This is a genomic window from Alkalinema sp. FACHB-956, from assembly GCF_014697025.1.
In the GTDB taxonomy this organism is placed as follows: domain Bacteria; phylum Cyanobacteriota; class Cyanobacteriia; order Leptolyngbyales; family Leptolyngbyaceae; genus Alkalinema.
In genome coordinates this window covers 238817-257276 of the sequence record NZ_JACJRC010000002.1, presented here as the reverse complement: position 1 = coordinate 257276, position 18460 = coordinate 238817, and the positions used below count along the sequence as shown (strand labels likewise).

At 51.7% G+C, this 18460-nt stretch carries 17 protein-coding genes; 2 read left to right on the top strand and 15 right to left on the bottom strand.

The window, feature by feature from the left end; translation table 11 throughout:
- Positions 1-73 precede the first annotated feature (73 nt).
- The 10 genes from H6G21_RS04525 to H6G21_RS04480 form a co-directional block, all read right to left on the bottom strand.
- Positions 74-1174, bottom strand: a complete 1101-nt coding sequence (locus H6G21_RS04525; protein ID WP_190570970.1) for a beta-galactosidase — start codon at positions 1172-1174, stop codon at positions 74-76.
- Between the two features lie 178 nt (positions 1175-1352).
- Entirely contained in the window at positions 1353-2468 is a 1116-nt protein-coding gene (locus H6G21_RS04520) for an AI-2E family transporter (RefSeq protein ID WP_190570968.1), read from the bottom strand.
- 39 nt (positions 2469-2507) lie between these two features.
- Positions 2508-3251 carry a DUF3153 domain-containing protein gene (locus H6G21_RS04515; protein ID WP_190570966.1) on the bottom strand — a complete coding sequence of 248 codons (744 nt, stop codon included), beginning with the start codon at positions 3249-3251 and terminating at the stop codon, positions 2508-2510.
- A 217-nt stretch (positions 3252-3468) separates the two neighbouring features.
- Complete coding sequence (locus H6G21_RS04510; RefSeq protein WP_190570964.1) at positions 3469-4008, bottom strand: hypothetical protein; 540 nt, start codon at positions 4006-4008, stop codon at positions 3469-3471.
- A 242-nt stretch (positions 4009-4250) separates the two neighbouring features.
- Complete coding sequence (locus H6G21_RS04505) at positions 4251-4781, bottom strand: AAA family ATPase (RefSeq protein ID WP_190570962.1); 531 nt, start codon at positions 4779-4781, stop codon at positions 4251-4253.
- A gap of 87 nt (positions 4782-4868) precedes the next feature.
- A complete protein-coding gene (locus H6G21_RS04500) occupies positions 4869-6164 on the bottom strand; it encodes a glucose-1-phosphate adenylyltransferase (protein ID WP_190570959.1) in 1296 nt (431 codons plus the stop codon).
- A 281-nt stretch (positions 6165-6445) separates the two neighbouring features.
- Positions 6446-6925 carry a hypothetical protein gene (locus H6G21_RS04495; protein WP_190570957.1) on the bottom strand — a complete coding sequence of 160 codons (480 nt, stop codon included), beginning with the start codon at positions 6923-6925 and terminating at the stop codon, positions 6446-6448.
- A 324-nt stretch (positions 6926-7249) separates the two neighbouring features.
- Positions 7250-10543: a valine--tRNA ligase gene (locus tag H6G21_RS04490; RefSeq protein WP_190570955.1), complete on the bottom strand. Its 3294-nt coding sequence runs from the start codon at positions 10541-10543 to the stop codon at positions 7250-7252.
- A gap of 150 nt (positions 10544-10693) precedes the next feature.
- A complete protein-coding gene (gene asnS / locus H6G21_RS04485; RefSeq protein ID WP_190571263.1) occupies positions 10694-12079 on the bottom strand; it encodes an asparagine--tRNA ligase in 1386 nt (461 codons plus the stop codon).
- Positions 12080-12230: 151 nt separating this feature from the next.
- Entirely contained in the window at positions 12231-12704 is a 474-nt protein-coding gene (locus H6G21_RS04480; protein ID WP_242041640.1) for a hypothetical protein, read from the bottom strand.
- 142 nt (positions 12705-12846) lie between these two features.
- Between H6G21_RS04480 and H6G21_RS04475 the strand changes: the two genes are divergently transcribed.
- A complete protein-coding gene (locus H6G21_RS04475; protein ID WP_277875245.1) occupies positions 12847-13203 on the top strand; it encodes a DUF6439 family protein in 357 nt (118 codons plus the stop codon).
- Between the two features lie 2 nt (positions 13204-13205).
- On the opposite strand, the gene H6G21_RS04470 is transcribed toward H6G21_RS04475, so the two are convergent.
- The 5 genes from H6G21_RS04470 to H6G21_RS04450 all read right to left on the bottom strand — a co-directional run bounded on the left by H6G21_RS04470 (position 13206) and on the right by H6G21_RS04450 (position 16945).
- Complete coding sequence (locus H6G21_RS04470; protein ID WP_190570953.1) at positions 13206-13490, bottom strand: hypothetical protein; 285 nt, start codon at positions 13488-13490, stop codon at positions 13206-13208.
- Positions 13491-13710: 220 nt separating this feature from the next.
- Positions 13711-14118, bottom strand: a complete 408-nt coding sequence (locus H6G21_RS04465) for an ATP-binding protein (RefSeq protein ID WP_242041639.1) — start codon at positions 14116-14118, stop codon at positions 13711-13713.
- Positions 14119-14686: 568 nt separating this feature from the next.
- A complete protein-coding gene (locus H6G21_RS04460; RefSeq protein ID WP_190570949.1) occupies positions 14687-15223 on the bottom strand; it encodes a J domain-containing protein in 537 nt (178 codons plus the stop codon).
- A 374-nt stretch (positions 15224-15597) separates the two neighbouring features.
- The gene (locus H6G21_RS04455) at positions 15598-16194 is read right to left on the bottom strand and encodes an ATP-dependent Clp protease proteolytic subunit (protein WP_190570947.1); all 597 of its coding nucleotides are present in this window, start codon (positions 16192-16194) and stop codon (positions 15598-15600) included.
- Positions 16195-16252: 58 nt separating this feature from the next.
- Entirely contained in the window at positions 16253-16945 is a 693-nt protein-coding gene (locus H6G21_RS04450) for an ATP-dependent Clp protease proteolytic subunit (protein WP_190570944.1), read from the bottom strand.
- 415 nt (positions 16946-17360) lie between these two features.
- Between H6G21_RS04450 and H6G21_RS04445 the strand changes: the two genes are divergently transcribed.
- Positions 17361-18305 carry an FTR1 family protein gene (locus tag H6G21_RS04445; protein WP_190570942.1) on the top strand — a complete coding sequence of 315 codons (945 nt, stop codon included), beginning with the start codon at positions 17361-17363 and terminating at the stop codon, positions 18303-18305.
- The last annotated feature ends 155 nt before the right edge of the window (positions 18306-18460 follow it).

The window sequence follows — 18460 nt, the reverse complement described above, 5'->3', positions numbered from 1 at the left end:
CTTCTTTTTGTAAACAGAGTACTCCAAGGACGGGGACTCTGTTTTTTATGGGTTCTGAGTTTGTGGGGGCTTGTCAAACTTTCGGCGACTGGAGAATTTGCTGTACGGTCCACCACCAAAGATTGCGGTTATTCAGCCGTTGCCAATACCAATATTCACAGCCCCACAGCAGAACGGTGTTGTAGTTCATGGTGGCCAGGGTATGTACCAACGATCGCATCCGGTTGGGGGTTGCACTGGGATAGTGGGGCTGATCCATGGCAACCAATTTCTGCGGTTCCCAGGGTTCTGCCTGGGCTTCTGCAATCCAAGCTTCGCGGTTGGACGCTTGAATGCGATTTTGCCATTGTTGCAACTGCTGCCAAAATTCGGGGGTTGGCTCTAAATAGGCTCCCGAATTGCCTGCTGGCACTTTGGTGTAGACGTTAAACCCGATCGCGTCTCCCGTCACCAGACTGTTGAGAAACGCGGGTTCATCTTCCTCTCGCTTGGGGCTGGGGAGATGAATGGCGTTTGTGAGGAAAATGCGTTGCTGACCCCAGAGGCGCGATCGTACTAGGGCTACTTCTCGACTGACAAATTCCGGACTCAGGAAGCGTCCTCCGGCAATTTCCAATTGGGTAAACGGCTCGTTTTCCACTTGCCAGTATTTGATGGCAGGGGCATAGCGGCAGTGATTCACCACCGCATTCACAAAGTTCAGAGCCAATTCTGCTACGGCGGGACTCCGTTGATCTAGCGGTTGATTGCCAGCTCCCGTTTCATAGCGATCGCTCACCCATTGGGGAAAGTGGAACTCCGGCCAGCGGGGAACTTTCATGCCCACGGCTAACACTACATCAATGTTGCGATCGTGGCATTGTTCTAGAAACCAGTCGAGTTGGGAAAAGTTCAACTGATTTTCCTGGGGTTGAATTTCATTCCAATAGGCACAGAGACGAATGCGATCGAGGCCAAGTTTGCAAATTTCCTGAAAGGTTTTCCGAACATCCAACCCCATGTAGCTGCATTGCAACTGGCTAAAGGTCGTACCTACATAGGGAGGTCTTTTGCTGCGATTCAACATAGGCGTCAGGTTAGCACGGGCTGAACCCTGGAAAGCCAAGGGGAACAGACTGGCAGCACTCGCCAGTAGAAGGTTTCGTCGGGTCGATCGAGAAGGTAATAAAGTCACAATTGCACTAGCATACAAGGCTGAAAGGGCGCTTCTAGCTGGATTCAAAAGCTCCAGTCAAAAGCTCCAGTCAAAAGCTCCGTCTATCCTATCAAGAGACTGTGCTTCATTCCGTGGACTGGAATCATTGATTGGGCTTCCTTCGTTGTTTGTTCCTTGATTTTTTGGGGTCTTTTATTTATGACCTTTCATCGATGGAATTGAGATCTTGCCCGATCTCTCCTGTGGGTTGCAGCCGATCTACAAGAATTGTGGGTGCATTTAGACCGAGTAGGGCATCGATCGTACATTTAATGGTTCCTGCGATCGGGACTGCAATAAATACCCCTAGCAGCCCCCCTACTTGCAAGCCAATTAATAAAGAAATAATGATCCAAATGGGATTGAGTCCCGTAAAATCTCCCATCAATTTAGGTGCAATTAAATTGTCGCGAATTTGCTGCAAAATTGTGGCTGAAACAGCGACCCAGAAAGCCAGCCAGAAATCTTGAAATAGCACTAATAAACTCACTAGCCCAATGCCTAAGGCAGCCCCAATAAATGGAATCAACTCGGCAATTCCAATCAACAACGCAAACAGCAATGCAAAAGGAACTTGCAATCCAAAAAAGATGGGAATCAAGGTCACCACCATAAACAGGGCGAGGGCGACCTGACTGAGAAAAAAATTATGGAAATTTAGCCGCAAAGAAGAACTAAAGGGAGTTGCAAATTTAGGCGGCAGCAAATTCATCAGTCCTGTCCATAATTCTTCCCCATACAGCAGCATGTAGGAGGCCAGAACAATCACTAAAATCGTGTCAATAAACCCCGAGACGGTTCCCAGGGCAAGCCCTAGGGCTTGCGGGGCCAAGTCCTTCAACTGATTTTCAATCTGGCTGCTTAACCGAAGACTCACACCATCCAGGTCGATGGGCAAGTTGCGACTTTTGGCCCATAGATCGAGCATTTCCACATTGTGACGACTCGCATTGAGCCAATCCGGAATGTTCTTGAAGAGTTGGCTCATTTGGCTGACGACGATCGGAATCAGCGTCAACCCAACGATCGCGAAGATGGCCACCGCAATTAACAGCACAATCAGCACAGCGGGCACTCGCCGGATACGAATTCGCTCAAAAAAACGAACGGGATAGTCCAGCAGAAAGGCCAAAATCGCTGAGATGGTGACTAAGGTAACAAGGTGGCGGAAGTAATTGATCAGCCATCCCAAAATGAATACGTTTAATGCACCGATCGGGATTAGTAACCCCAAAAATAATAATCGCTGCAAGTCGCGGGAAGGACTGGCCATAGTGGATTTCTTCTCCGAATGAGCACGGCAGCAATGGGGTTATCCAATCTGCTGCTTGCGATAGTAAATGCCACCGGCCACTAATCCCGCAATCAGCACCGTTCCCCAGCCCAAGGGCATCGGCATCCACAGGACGGCTTCAATGTGATTCTTTTTGCCAGATTGCAATTGCCAGGTTGCACCTTTGGCACCCGCTTTCCCCCCCTGGGCAATGGGCGTTGATTTTTGCCCCCCTGCTCCCCAAGGCCCGGTAACGCCGATCGATAGATCAAACATTTGTTCCGGGTTGAGTAAGGTCTCACTGCCCGTTTCTGGCAAGCTTAAGGCGGTCAAATCGACATCAAATGCCAAGCGATCGCGCTCAAATAACAACAAATTGCTTTGCTTCACCTGCAAGTTAGACACAATTTCCGGCAGTGCAGAACGGTCTGCGGTGGTCGCAGGGTTAGCAAAAGGGGTGAAAAATTGGTTGAATTTTTGCTCCAGATCCTTGGCACTACTAAACGGAATGGAAATGGCCACATCCTGGCGGGATAATCGCTTCATTTGTCCCCGAACGTTTCGGGTTTGGGTCTCCAATTGGCTGAGCCATGATTGCGCTGCTGCCGTACCCAACCCCTCCAGATGAATGGTTTGGGTCACCGTACCTTTGTTGGGGCTGTCAAAGGCAATGCCCAGTTGATAGTCCACACAGCCCGTCAGACAGAAACCGATTAAACACAATGTGCTGAGGAGACGCAAGGGGCGCAACAGAGGTGCGATCGCAGCTTTTAAACGAGACATTTGCAAAACCATGACTATCCGACGGGCAGTAATTCAAGGGGAATCTATAGGAAATAGGGTAGCAGGAGAACGAAACATACGCCGCTTCCCTCAACTAAAGCTAACCTAACCCATTAGCTCACCTAAGCTAAGCTAACCTATTGGCTAACCTAACCTATTAGCTAACCTAACCCATTGAGCTGACTGACCCCAACCCCTCAGCCACCCTCGAACCCCCTCACTGCACTCCTAGCCACAGCAAACTACTCACCACAACCAGAGCGATCGCTAGCGCTAACCAAAGCGATCGTTCATCTCCCATCTCAACCTTGCTCGGATCCGTAGGTTCGGGAATTTGGTAGCCGGGGGTTTCCGCAGGCGGTTTGGGCGTGGTGGGCACAAACTTGGAAGCACTCCAATTACGCTCATCATTGCCGTCGATCGTTTCCAAATCGGGAATTTCCGTCAGCCATTCGGACTTCATGCGCAATTTGGGGGCTTCCAGAATATAGAGTAACCGTTTGGCCTGCTTGCGGGTTTCATAGTCCGGATGCTGCTTTACCAGCTGACAGAGCTCCAACGCCTGCGATCGCTCTCCTGCGGCTTCGTAGGCAGTAATCAGCCAAATTTGCACACTGCCCTGCAAAGCTGTGCCACGATCACACAACGATCGCGCTTTTTCTAAGGCTTGAATCGAGGCACGATATTCTCCCCTTTCAAACGCTTGTTTGCCAGCTTGGAAGGATGCTAGAACAATTTCCTGGGTCTCTGGATTCACGGCGAGTTTGAACTTGAACTGATGAGGAATACAGGAATATCAAGGGAGGAATACCAATGGGCGATGCGGATCGGGCGTTCACTGCCCCAGCCTTTGCCAACTCCATCTGTCAACCCCACCTATCAACCCCACTTTTGCCAACCCCAGTCTAAGACGGCCTACGGAGGACAGCAAGCAGCCTGTCCAGGGTGAATTTCCGGGGTGAATTTCCGGGGTGAAAGCCAGTTATCCAAAGCCATTCTCTACCCAAAGCCATTCTCTACCCAAAGATGATCAAACCCATCTTCTAACTGTGGAGGCGCACCGTAGAGTCGGCGCGTCATCCGTTCGATCACGGCTTCGGGTACTTGGCGCGATCGGGCTTGATTTCGGTCTAAACAAACTGGCAAGGGCGTTGCGACCCAGAGTCCCCCCACCGTCACAAAGCCACATTTGCGGGCTAAGGCAATCGCGGCGCGACGGTGTTTGCGTACTGCGTTGGTCGCGTCAAACACAGCAAAGGATCGTCCTCCCTGCTGAATCTCCACCGTTGCTTGCAAAAACTGCTGCCGGATCTCTAGCCAAATTTTCAGCCAGGGGCCTTGAATGCTTTCATCCCCAAAAAGCTGCGCCCGGATCCCATCGGTGGAGATAACCCGGACGCTAGGCGTTTGGTCAACAAATTGTTGCGCGATCGTCGATTTTCCGCTGCCCGGAAGCCCCACCAGTATCACTAACAGGGGACGCTCCGCAGAGGCGCTGTCGAAAATCCAGTCCCGATCGCCACAACCCATTCACAGCCCATTCACAACCCATTCTTAGGGACAAACCATCAGAATTAGGGCCAAGCCATCCAAGCCCCGTTTGGGAAAGGTAGCAGGCTAGATAATCGTGCCATCGGGAATAATGGCATTTTTCAGCACGACCACAATGCCACTGCGAATGTAGAATCCAAGGTTTTCCCGGTTGGCTTCCTCTACCCGATCCTTATTCACAATCTGGACATTGCAGCCAATGTGAACGTTTTTATCCAAAATGGCGCGGCGCACGATCGTATCTTTGCCAATGCCGACGGGGATGTAGTCCGTATGACAATCTTGAGACTGCTCACTGAAAGACTGATAGTAGTCAGCCCCCATGATCATGGTGTCCTCAATGACACAGCCAGCTTCAATCCGCGATCGTACTCCCACCACGGAGTGATGAATGCGGCAGTTTTTCAGGATGCAACCCTCACCGATGATGGATTCCGTCACCTGGGTATCCAAAAACTTGCTGGGCGGCAAATAACGCTGGCGGGTGTAAATCGGCGCGTTTTCGTCGTAGAAGCTGAAGGGCGGGCGGGGCTGTTGGGTCAGGGCTAGGTTGGAGTTGTAGAAAGCTTCGATCGTTCCAATGTCTTCCCAATAGTCGTTGAACAGGAAGGCTTGGATATTGTGATCCTTGGCTGCATTGGGAATGATTTCTTTCCCGAAGTCAGTAAACTCTGGATTTTGTCGCAGCAGTTTAATCAACACATCCCGCTTGAAGACGTAGATCCCCATGGAGGCAATGTAGGGGGACTCTTGGGCCTCCTCTGCACTGAGCCCCAACACCGTGGTGTCAACAGCCATGGCTTTGAGAGCGTCACCCTTCGGCTTTTCAGAGAAGTCAACCACGCGACCGGAGTTGTCGATTTTCATCAAGCCAAACTCGGAGGCGCGGCGCTCATCCATGGGCACCACTGAGAGGGTGATATCGGCCCCGGTTTCGCGGTGGCGCTGGACAAACTCCCGGTAGTCCATGCGGTAGAGATGATCTCCAGACAGGATGACATACTCATCCACATCCCACTCCTGGAACAGCCAGAGGTATTGCCGCACTGCATCCGCTGTGCCTTGGAACCAGTTGGGGTTTTCCGGAGTTTGGTTGGCAGCGAGCACCTCGACGAATGCCTCACTCGCTCCCAGACCCGAAGCATTATAGGTTCGAGAAATGTGGCGGTTTAATGAGGCGGAGTTGAATTGCGTTAGAACGTAAATCTTGTAGATGTCTGAGTTGATGCAGTTACTAACGGGGATGTCAATCAACCGATACTTACCTGCCAAAGGCACGGCAGGCTTCGCACGCTGCTTGGTCAGGGGGTATAACCGTGTGCCAGCACCGCCACCTAAAATAATCCCTAAAACTTTTTTCACGCGAAACCTCTAAAACTTGCCTATCAACTCCCACCAATAGTTTCAAACGGTGTGAGACCGTTTGCAAGGGGTTTAGGATACTTTCAGGGATCAATTTTTGTAATGTTCGATCGTTGATTTTTGTGTGCAAGGTTGATTTTTGTGTGCAAGGCTGATTTTTGTGTACTAGGAGGGGGTGCTACGGGGTGGCACATTTTTGCAGTCTTTCTCGCTAGCCCCCTTTACAGCTAGCCCCGCTCACTTTGCGATCGCTCAGATGCTGGACTAGGGCCGATGCTTGACTAGGATTCAGGGCTGTCTCCAGAGGGTGCTTCTTGCGGGGATTCACCTTTAACCGACTCTAGGCGGCGTTTTTCTCGCTTTAATTCTTCCTCTAACGCTTGAATTTGTTCCCGGCGGGCTTCAAGTTCCAAGGCACGGCGATCGAGTTCTTGGCTTTGCAATGTTAAAGATTGTCGCCACTGTTCTGCCCGTTCTCGTTCCTGGGCAATAAACTCGGGGGTAATTCCACAGGTGAGATAGCGCTGTACAAACTCCAACACCCAAGTCTTGGCGTCATAAATTCGCAGAATTTCTTTGTTTCCAGAGGTTTCTACTAAAACCAGTAAATTTGGTGCAAACTTGGTGGCCTGGGGACTGGGGAGTAAGGTTTCGCCAGATAAAAGTGCCCAAGCATCTTCTGACTCCTGCACAGCGAGTAACTGAAATCCAGAGGTCTCTTCTGGCAAGTCTCTAATGACCACTTGAGCAAGGTACAGCATGGCTAGCTTTTAGATAAGGATGAATGAACACAATCTAAGAACTCAGTGCAATGGTACCTCAGTCATCGATAAGAAGAGACAAGGAAGCCTCTCAGCCAGATAAAGAGATGAACTCAAGCTTCGATCGGAGAGCATTGGTCGGGGAGCCTTAATCGATGAGAATTGCCTGGAAACGTGATCCGGAGCAACCCTCATCGATCGTGGCTGAAATCCCCTCACAGATTGATTTTCAAGCAGCGCTGACTTACAGCAGCACTAACTTACAACAGGGCTAACTTACAGCAGCGCTAACTTACAGCAGCGCTAACTTACAACAGCGCTAATTTACAGCAGCGCTAAGCGTGCCTTGAGGAGTTCTGCTTGCTTCTCCGCCTCTGCGAGGGCCTCTTTTGCCCCCTGCACCACCTCGATCGGGGCTTTGTCCACAAACTTGGGATTCTGCAAGCGCCCGGAAAGGGACTGAATTTCCGCTTCTACTTTTTTGAGATCCTTCTCCAGTTTGGCAGTGAGCGCTGCAATATCTACGAGGCCCGCTAGGGGGATCAGAACTTGCACAGTACCCACAACGCCCGCGAACATTTGTCGATCAGACGTTAGCCGATCGCTGGATTGCTCGGTGGATTCCGGTGCGGGATCAGTGGCTTCAGTCGCTGGGGCGGCTTCCGGCGCAACTTCTGGGGCTAGGGCTGCGGGAGCGGTCTCCACCACCGCCGATTGGGGTAACAGTAGACCATTGCCCAACACATCATCCTTGAGTTGCCGCAGTTTACCGAAGGTGCGTTGGCGATCGGCGCGGGTCAGCAGGTTGTCCTTGGTATAGAACACGGCATAGCCCAGTCCCAGCACTTCCAGAAGATCCGACAGTAAAGGTACCTGATACACCGTCCGGATAGAGGCAAGGGTGACGCTGAGGGTGAAGTAAATCAATCCAAAAGAACCGATCGTCAACAGGAACTTACGGTGCTGACCCAGGAAGTCGGTCACGGTGGCCACGGCATCTCGGATTTCCAGTTTTTCCTGCCAGGTCTTTTCGCTCCAGGGTTTGCGGTTGGTGATTCGCAGGGTGGGGGCGGTGGGGGCAGCGGTGGGCTGGGGGGGGGGGCTAGGTGCTGGTGCTGGGCTGGGGGCTTCCGTTGCCGCGATCGCCGGGGCGGCCTGGGGATCTACGATCGTTAATTGCTTGACCTTGGCCAAGTCACGGATGTACTTCTGACCAGCAATGAGGATTTTCCGTTCCCGATCGCTTTCCGATTGCAGGATGGCTTCGATCTTTTCACCGGGTTTGATCCCTGCCTCAGCCCGCAGGTTGCGCACCGTCCGAATCGCCCCAATGATTAACTCGAACTGCGCTTCCAAATCCGCATCAATCAAAGTCGCGTTAACGGTGGGATAGGCTTGCAACGCCAGACTGATCCCGGTCGCCGGGTCTTTCTGGACAACGGTGTGCCAAATTTCCTCGGTGATGTGAGGCATGAAGGGATGGAGTAGCTTCAGGGTGCCCTCCAGGACTAGCGCCAGGGTTTGCTGGGCCACGCTGCGGGAATCATTCTTTTCCCCCTGGAGGCGGGACTTGACCAGTTCGATGTACCAGTCGCAGAAATCACCCCAGAAAAATTCATAGATCAACTTAGCTGCTTCCCCTAACCCGAAGTTGTCCAGGGATTGCCGCACCGCTTGGGTGACTTGGTTGTAGCGGGAGAGAATCCAGCGATCGCTCAGTTCCAGACTAGCGGGATCCGGTGCGCCCAATTGCTCCGACGTTTGCCCATCCAGGTTCATCAACACAAAGCGTGAAGCGTTCCACAGCTTGTTGGTGAAGTTGCGGGAGGCCTCCACCGAGGGAGACTCATCGGTTTTGCGATCGTATTCCAAGCGAATGTCCTGGCCTGCCCCCGTCACTTCCTTAATTAAGGTGTAGCGCAGGGCATCGGTACCGTATTTCTCAATCAGCACCAGCGGGTCAATGCCGTTATTTTTCGACTTGGACATCTTCTGGCCTTTTTCGTCCCGTACCAGACCATGGATGTAAACATGCTTAAACGGCATCTGTCCGGTGAAGTGGCCCGCCATCAGGGTCATCCGCGCCACCCAGAAAAAGATGATGTCAAAGCCCGTCACCAGGGTGCTGGTGGGATAGTAGCGCTGGAAATCTTCTGCATCGGGACTAGGCCAACCCAGGGTGGAAAACGGCCAGAGACCCGACGAGAACCAGGTATCCAACACATCCGGATCCTGTTCCAACTGCACTCCTTCCCCGAATTTCTCGATCGCCTGCTGGCGAGCCTCGGCCTCGCTGTAGGCCACAAAGAAGGGAGTACTGTCAGTAATCACGCCGCCGGTTTCGCTGACGGCATACCATGCGGGAATCTGGTGGCCCCACCACAACTGACGGGAAATACACCAATCGCGCAGGCTCGTCAGCCAATCGCGGTAGACCTTTTTCCAACGATCGGGGACAAACTCCGGTGAATTTTGTTCATCCAGCGCTTTCAAGGCCGTCTGAGCCAGCGGATCGATTTTGACGAACCACTGGGTTGAAATCATCGGCTCCACGGGCACCTTACCCCGATCGCTGTAGGGAATCGTGGTTTTGTAATCTTCCACCTTCACCAGGCAGCCTTCCCGCTCCATGGCTTCCACGACTTGCTTGCGGGCTTCAAAGCGATCGAGTCCTTGGAAGTCACCGGCATTCTCATTCATCGTGCCGTCTTTATTCATGACGTTGATGAACGGCAGGTTGTGGCGCTTGCCCATCTCAAAGTCGTTGGGGTCATGGGCCGGGGTGATCTTGACGCAGCCGGTCCCAAAGCTCGCATCGACGTACTCATCGGCAATGATGGGAATTTCCCGCAGTTGTAGCGGCAGCAGTACCGTTTGACCGATGAGGTGTTTGTAGCGATCGTCGTTGGGGTTGACGGCCACAGCAGTATCCCCCAGCATCGTTTCCGGGCGGGTGGTGGCGACTTCAATGTAGCCATCGCTTTCGGTGAGGGGATAGCGGAAATGCCAGAGGTTGCCGTTAACTTCCTGGTTCTCCACTTCCAAGTCCGACACGGCAGATTGGCTAGCGGGGCACCAGTTGACCAGGTAATTACCGCGATAGATCAAGCCTTCTTGGTAGAGTTTGACAAAGGCTTCCAACACAGCCTTCGAGAGTCCCTCATCCAGGGTGAAGCGTTCCCGCGACCAATCCACGGAAAAGCCCAGTCGCCGCATTTGGTTGGTAATAGTGCCGCCGGATTCAGCTTTCCACTCCCAAGCACGGGCTAGGAATGCGTCACGACCTAGGTCATCCCGCGTTTTGCCTTCGGCCTTCAGTTGCTTTTCTAAGATCGTTTGCACAGCGATGCTGGCGTGGTCAGTTCCCGGCAAACAGAGGGTATTTTTGCCCAACATCCGCTGGTAGCGCACGATCGTATCGATCAACGCGGTGTTGAAGGCATGGCCCATGTGCAGGCTTCCCGTCACGTTAGGTGGCGGAATCACCACGGAGTACATCTCTCCGGGCTGGGACGGATCGGCCTGAAAGACTGCATGTTCCTCCCAAAAGGCTTGCCACTTGGCTTCGGTGGTTTTGGATTCGTATTGGCTGGCGAGGGTTGGAATGGATGCAGTCATTGGGACAGATAGAATTTCACATTACAAAAATTGCTATCTGCCCATGATAGCGGCAAGTGGCGATCGGCGTGTGGCTCTGTGTCTGGAACTCTCATCACACCCGATCGATCTCGAACGCTAATCAACCTAACAAGCGACCTAACAATCAGCCTAAAACTCAACACTTAAAGGCGTGCGCGGGAAGGGAATCACATCACGAATGTTTTGCATCCCGGTCATGAACTGCACCAACCGCTCAAAACCGAGGCCAAAACCCGCGTGGGGCACAGTGCCAAACCGTCGCAGATCGAGGTACCACCAATAGGTCGCTGGATCTAGGCCCTGGGCCACAATCCGCCGCTCCAACACATCTAGGCGCTCTTCCCGCTGGGAACCGCCAATGATTTCCCCAATCTTGGGAGCCAGGATATCCATGGCAGAGACGGTTTTTTCCCCTTCATCTAAACGCATGTAGAATGCCTTAATTTCCGTGGGATAGTTCGTCACGATCACGGGCTTTTTAAACAAGTCCTCCGCCAAATACCGTTCGTGCTCCGATTGCAGATCCAATCCCCAACTGACGGGATATTCAAACGATCGATCGGCCTTTTCGAGCAAGTCGATCGCTTCGGTATAGGTCACCCGCGCAAATTCGTTGTTGATAATATTCTCCGCCGTGGCGAGAACACTGTTGTCAATCCGTTGGTTAAAGAACTCCATATCGTCCTGACAATGGTTCATCACATACTGGAAGATGTGTTTGAGAAATGCTTCCGCCAGTTCCATATCCCCTTGCAGGTCACAGAACGCCATTTCCGGCTCTACCATCCAAAATTCCGCCAAGTGCCGGGAGGTATTGGAATTTTCCGCGCGGAACGTGGGGCCAAAGGTGTAAACATCGGAAAAGGCCATGGCCATGATTTCCGCTTCCAACTGCCCACTGACGGTTAAATAGGTCGGCTTGCCAAAGAAATCCTGGCTGTAGTCCACTTTGCCGTTTTGCACCGGCAGCTTGTCCAAGTTGAAGCGGGTTACGGTAAACATTTCCCCCGCCCCTTCGCAGTCACTCGCGGTCAGAATGGGCGTATGCACCCACAGGAAACCCCGCTCTTGGAAAAATTGGTGAATAGCGGTCGCGCAGGCATTCCGCACCCGAAACACAGCTCCGAGGGTATTGGTGCGCGATCGTAGATGCCCGATGTCCCGCAAAAATTCAAAGGAATGGCGTTTCTTTTGCAGGGGATAGGTCTCCGGATCGGCTTCCCCGTAGACCGTGACGGATTCCGCCTGGATTTCAATCCGTTGCCCTTTGCCCTGGGAGGGCACTAGCACCCCTGCGATCGCCACCGAAGCCCCCGTATTGATGCGTTTCATCGTCGCTTCGTAGTCCGGTAGCTCGGCGTTGACCACCGCTTGCAGCCCTGCCATGGAGGAGCCATCATTCACTTCTAGAAACGTGAAGGTTTTCTGCTCTCGTTTAGTCCGTACCCAACCTTGAATCGTGACCCGTTGATCCGGTTGGCCGTTGCGGAGAATTTCAGCAATCCGTTTAGTCATGGCAAAGGCAAACTTGTTGAACACTCTATATTGAACACGCTTGTTGAATATTCAACCGTGATTGAACATTTTCATGATGGAACAATCATTTTTGAAGATTCATTTGCCTTCTATTCTCGCACTTTTAATTTTTAGCTGGGTTTAGGAGTCGTTATTGGGGGATTTCCTGCCGTTCCAAAGGTGCATTCGGCGTTTGCGCGGGTTGTTTCAGCACCCCATAGGCCAACGTCCAGCCAATCACCAGCCCCAAGCCGCCAAACCGTACCGCCTGCCAGAAATACTCCCGCACCCCCGCCCAGGAAAAGAGACGGCTTTCTAGGGTAAATTCTAATTCGCTCAATTGCCGATCTATCGCCTGGAGTTCTGCCTTGAAGGTGGAGGACTGGGAGTCGAGCCGATCGCGCTGTTCCAAGAGCTGCGTTTTCTGTTGCTGAGCTGCTTGGACTTCGGCGTGACGGGTTTTGAGCGCCTGGAGGGAGGTTTCGATCGCTTGCAATTCCTGCTCAAAATCCACCTCTGTCTCCCTGCTTTCGGAATTCATCGCCTCAGCCGCCATTGCTCCAGCAGGCCGATCGCCATCAGGATTTAGAGAGACATCCGAAGAGGAGGGGGGCAATGATGACATAGCACTTCTTGCAGCAACAACGTATTGGAGATGAGCTTAGAGATGAGCGTTTGGGACTAGCGGTTTAGGGGTATGAGGCTGAAGGTTTGCGCTAGGCTGGAGAAGAGTTGATGCAAACCCTGCGTGCTTTAAGGATCTGACCATGACTGACCTATCCAGTCTCTCCAAGACTGCTAGCCCGACCACACCGATCGATTCCAGCGCAATCGACTTAAGTGGCTTCAGTTCCTTGGAACTGGCCCAAGCCCTAGCCGATCATCTAGCTATTCGGGAACGGGATTGGCATCGCCTTAAGGGCAATCGATCGGCCCGTGCCCAAGAGCAGGCCGCCGTCGCCTTGGTCTATCTGCTCAAACAACAGCCGGAAGAGGCATTACCTAGACTGCAACAGGCCGTCGGTTGGTTGGATAAATCCATCTCTGCACCCCCCTGTCCCAGCCATGGCGATCGTCAGGTTCAAGCCAAGCCGACGCAGGCTAGCCCAATTTCTGAAGCTTAATTTTACTTTTGCAGCTTGAAGAAATCGGCCTGCTGAATCTGCTTCGCATGGTAAGCCACAATGCAAGACAACCCATTGACCTGGGTGGGGTAGGCCATCAACGAAGGATGGGGCGTGCTAGAACTCGTCATCGCGGTGGCCATGGGCTGCACCATTAGCGTCAACAAACAGGAGCAACCCGCCAACAGCACCAAATCCAACTGCCGGGTATTAATCACCCAATTCGGTTGCCGTGTAGCCATGGCACGACGGGAAGCGGTTGCACGATGAATAGATTGAGACTTCATACGGGGGGATTGTTGACGCATCGATTACGGATTCCAAAAAGATTCCAATGGGACCTACGCTAAGATAGCCCAGTTTGCCAAGATTTGAACCTACGGCTTCAAGTCAGGGTATCCGTACATAGGATGTTCAGTAACTAGGATGTTCCACTAGTCCAGAATACCCATTGACAAAGCTAGAACAGACAGAATTCGAGGGACCTGGGCAAATAAATCGACAAGGCTAGGAAAAAATAGGCTTGCGCCGACTATCTCGCAGTTTCTTAGAAAGACGCAATTCGGTTCCTTGAGAGTTCCACTGCACTTGGTCAAAAATCTGATGCAAAATAAATAATCCGCGTCCACATTCCTGCTCGTCGCACAGGTCTTCTTCGTAGACTTCGTGGCAAGAGCAGGGAGGGGTAAAGCCACATCCTTGGTCACAAATTACCCATTCACAGCGCTCGGAACTTGCAGAAAAGTGAACTTGAATGGTCTTATCTGGATCGAGTTGATTGCCATGTTTTGCTGCATTAACCAATGCCTCTTGCAACCCTAGCCGAATTTCCATTTTCCAGGCATGGGGGACATGATCTAATAGCAGGTCTAGGACTGGAACGAGATACAAGGTTGAGGGGAAGCTGAGAGTCATCCAATTCCGTTCAGCTAAACGAGGTAACATCGAGAACACAATCAACCTCGCACTTTGAGTGGGACGTCATACCGTCAAAAACCACACACCCTATCCATCGTAGGCTCCACAGCAATAGAAGAAAGACCATCACAGGAAAGCAGCACGATCGCAGACGGGAGCAAGATTTTTATGATTTTTTCAAAATTGCGATTTTTTAGCACTCTTATGTACATCAATTATACCAAAGTTTTTAGAGAACCGTCAGCCCTTGGCGAGGGTGATAGACGGGGCTAGGATAGGCTCTACAAGACTTTGAGGCGCATCACCGATCGATTGATAGGAATCATTAATATTAAATATTGGTTTTTACGAATTGTTCAGATATCGCTGTGTTACAGGTTATTACGTTGCAGGTTATTACGTTGCAGGTTATTACGATGGCGCATTGTGACGAGCCGACGTATTGTGACGAGTCGGCGTATTGTGACGAGCCGTTTTATGGTTGCGATTCCCTGCGATGACACAACCTGGGACTAGGGGGTCGTTTGGAGAAGCGCTGAGGGTTGGGTAACGGATCCTGTTGAGCCTAGAGATTTGGATGAGACTGCTGCTTTTGTAGACGATCGAGATCCCGGTAAATGGCGGATTGGAGCGATCGATTGTGGGGATCTGTGCGGAGAGCTTTTTGCAGGTAGCGTTGACCTTGATCCCATTGTTGTTGGGCAATTAACCGATTTCCCCATTGATGGTAGGTGAGGGCTTGCCACTGCCGCACTTCTTGGTCTTGGGGTAATCGTTGGGCAAGTCCTTCCACCAGCGCGATCGCATTTGGAAACTTCTGGGCTTTAAACAACACTTGAAGACGCTGGTAGGCATCCTGCTTCAATTGTGCCTCCGGAGAAAGGGGCATGGGGGCTGGCTGCGAGGTTGGAAATTGGGCCTGAGCCAAGAGGTGTTTGTAGGCCGTGGTGACTTGGATAAAACGAGCTTGCCTCGTCGCATCCTGCTCTAAGCCGGTATCGGGATGCAACTGACGCGCCAAACGACGGTAAGCTCCCTTGATCTCTTCATAGGAAGCCCCTGGTTTTAGCCCCAGTACTCGGTAGCAGTTATCCAAGTTCATGGTTTTTGACTAGGATCCAATTTCCCGTGATGGGCCATTAGTCATGGGTCAGGATTAGTAGGTCGCTGTCCTGAGCCAAGCCTGATCCGCCAGCTAAGGGAACAGCGGACAAAGAAAATCCGCAGTGGGTCGATGGTTAGAGTAGATGGGTAGGGTGGGTGGACGGGGCGGTGAGTGACTGAATCAGGAATGTTATTACTTAGCAAGTCCCTAAGCTTCAATCTGTGAAGCCGATCGCCATAATCTCTATTAAAAAATTATCTCTATAAAAATGGCAGAACTCCTCAGAATTCTGCCATCGTTTACTCCGAAATCAAAAAATTACAATTTCGGACTGGGGACAAGACTGACTCCACCCATGGATCAAACTCACCTTACTTTAAGGTTTCAATCACTTGATCAATTAAGCCGTAGTCCTTCGCTTCCTGGGCTGACATGAAGTAGTCGCGATCGGTATCCTTGTTGATCTTGTCAACGGGCTGTCCAGTGCGATCGGCGAGAATATCGTTCAACAAGGAACGGATCCGCAGAATTTCCTTGGCTTCAATTTCAATATCCGAGGCTTGACGGCGACCGGTTCCGCCCAGAGGTTGGTGAATCATGATGCGCGCATGGGGCAAGGCTAAACGCTTACCTTTAGAGCCCGCTGCCAACAGAAAAGCTCCCATGGATGCAGCCAGTCCAACGCAGATCGTGACCACTTCCGACTTGATGTACTGCATCGTGTCGTAGATGGCCATCCCAGCCGTGACCGATCCCCCTGGGGAGTTGATGTAGAGGTAGATCGGCTTGGTGGAGTCCTCGGAGTCTAGGTACAGCATGGCCGCAATGATGGAATTGGCCAGCGAATCGGTGACCTCTTGCCCCAGGAAGATAATGCGCTCTTGGTTTAGGCGGGTGTAAATATCAATCCAGCGCTCGTAGGTACTACCTGGTAAGCGATAGGGAACGCTGGGAACGCCGATAGGCATAGGTCTTGCTCCTTTCAGTCAGTATGAGTTCAGCTCAGTATGGGTTCGGCCCCATTCGTTAGGTCAATACTGAAGCGACGGGTTTCGGTAAGTCTTTAGGGCTGTCCAACACACGATCGATTAACCCATACTCTTTCGCATCGTAGGGGGTCATATAGAACATACGATCGGTGTCCTTGGAAAGTTTTTCGATCGGTTGTCCAGTATTTTTCGCAAAGATATCTAGCATTGCCATTTTGTTGGCCAACACTTCCTGCGCCCGGATTTGAATATCCGTTGCTTGGCCTTGGGCACCCGTCCGTGCCTGGTTCAGCACGATCGTTGCGTGGGGGAGGCTGGCTCGGAAACCCTTAGTTCCCGATGACAGGATCATTGCAGCCGTTCCCATAGCCTGTCCCAAACAAATGGTGTGGACGGGGGGTTTGATGTATTGAATCGTGTCGCAGATAGCAAATGCTTCCGTTTCATAACCGATCGCATCGCCGTCGTACCAGGAAGTCCCCGTTGAGTTGATGTAGAAGTAAATCGGCTTCTCGGGATCATCAAACTGCAAGTACAGCAACTGAGCAATGATCAACTCAGTGACATCAATGCCCACACGGCGTTTGACATCATCCGAAGAAAACAACGGCATGCCCAGATAAACAATCCGCTCCTTCAGCAGCAAAGACGGCATATCTGGCGGTGGGGTGCGATAAACCGCATCGCCACCATAGTAGGGCGCTTGAACAGCCTGAATCGGTGAACTCATCGCAATTATCCGGTGCCTGAACCTGTTGCCTAAATCAATTCACACGAACACACCGGTTTGCCTTAACCCTGTGTCGCGTTTTTCTATAGTAACCTGCAAAGACTAGTCGGGGGCGGTTTTGGGGTGGGGAGATCCGAACGGGATCACCGGGGTGATTCCAGGGGCGATCGTTGCAACATCGAGGGAACCGATTTCGGAGGGAATGTCGCCCAAAGTCTCCGTTCACACTAGACAAAACAGAGTGGGAACCGTAATGGTTATTGAGGGTTAACGCTGATAGTTCATTGAGTTCATTGAGTTCATTGAGTTCATTGAGTTCATTGTGAGCCTCGCCGAAAACCGCAATGATCTGCTTGATCTGCCTGACTTACCCACCTGACTGATTCACAAACTTGACTGATTCACCCACCTGCCTATGAATTTCACAGCTTTGTTACCGACCTTTTTGATTACCTTGCGTGAGGGCGTTGAGGCGGCCCTTGTGGTCGGGATTGTTATGGCTTACCTCAACAAAGCGGGAAAGTCTCAGTTAAATCGCTGGGTTTACCTCGGAATTGGGCTGGGAATCCTCGCCAGTGGGGCGATCGGGGTTGTTTTTAATGGCACCCTGTGGGCGTTGTCTCAATCGAACCAAGTCTATGCCCCGATTGCTAAACAATTTTTGGAAGCAGGGTTGGGGCTAGTCGCGATCGGGCTTTTGAGTTGGATGTTGGTTTGGATGACCCAGCAGGCCAAATCTCTCAAAAAAGGAATTGAAGGAGATCTCTCCTCCGCTTTGCAAACCGCCGATGGAGCCGGTCTAGGAATCTTTGGCATTATCTTTTTGGCGGTGCTGCGGGAGGGCTTTGAGACCGTCGTCTTCATCGCAGCTCAATTTCAGCAGGGCTGGCTCCCGGTGGGCGGAGCTGTTTTAGGCTTACTGGGCGCAACGTTGATCGGGATTTTGCTATTTAAGTGGGGGATTCAAATTAATCTCAAGCAATTTTTTCAGGTGATGGGCGTTTTTTTGCTGCTAATCGTCGGGGGCTTGGTCATCGGAGCCTTGGCCCATCTCGATCGGGGGATGGGGCTACTGAATGCGCTCCTCCCTGATCCCAATAACCTTTGTTTGACACCGGATCCAAGTCAATTGGGATCTTGTTTACTAGGCCCTCAGGTGTGGAATGGGCAACAGGTGTTACCCGATCGGCAGTTTCCGGGTATCGTGCTCAAAACGCTGTTGGGCTATCGCGATCGCCTCTACCTAGGGGAAATGGTGGCTTACTTAGTATTTTGGAGTACTGTGGGCAGCTATTATCTACGTACAATTTCTGAGACAAATGCCTCCAGGTCTTCGACTTCAGAATCCAGTCAGCCCTAGGGCAACAGAAGCAAAAAAATAAGGGCTATGGATAAGTTCCTAGCCCCCGATTGCACCTTATGTTTGATGTCCTGAGAGAGGATCACATCTGACCATCTCACCATAGAGTTTCTGGAGAAATCCGATAAACCTCAGCTAACCTGGGAAGGAACACT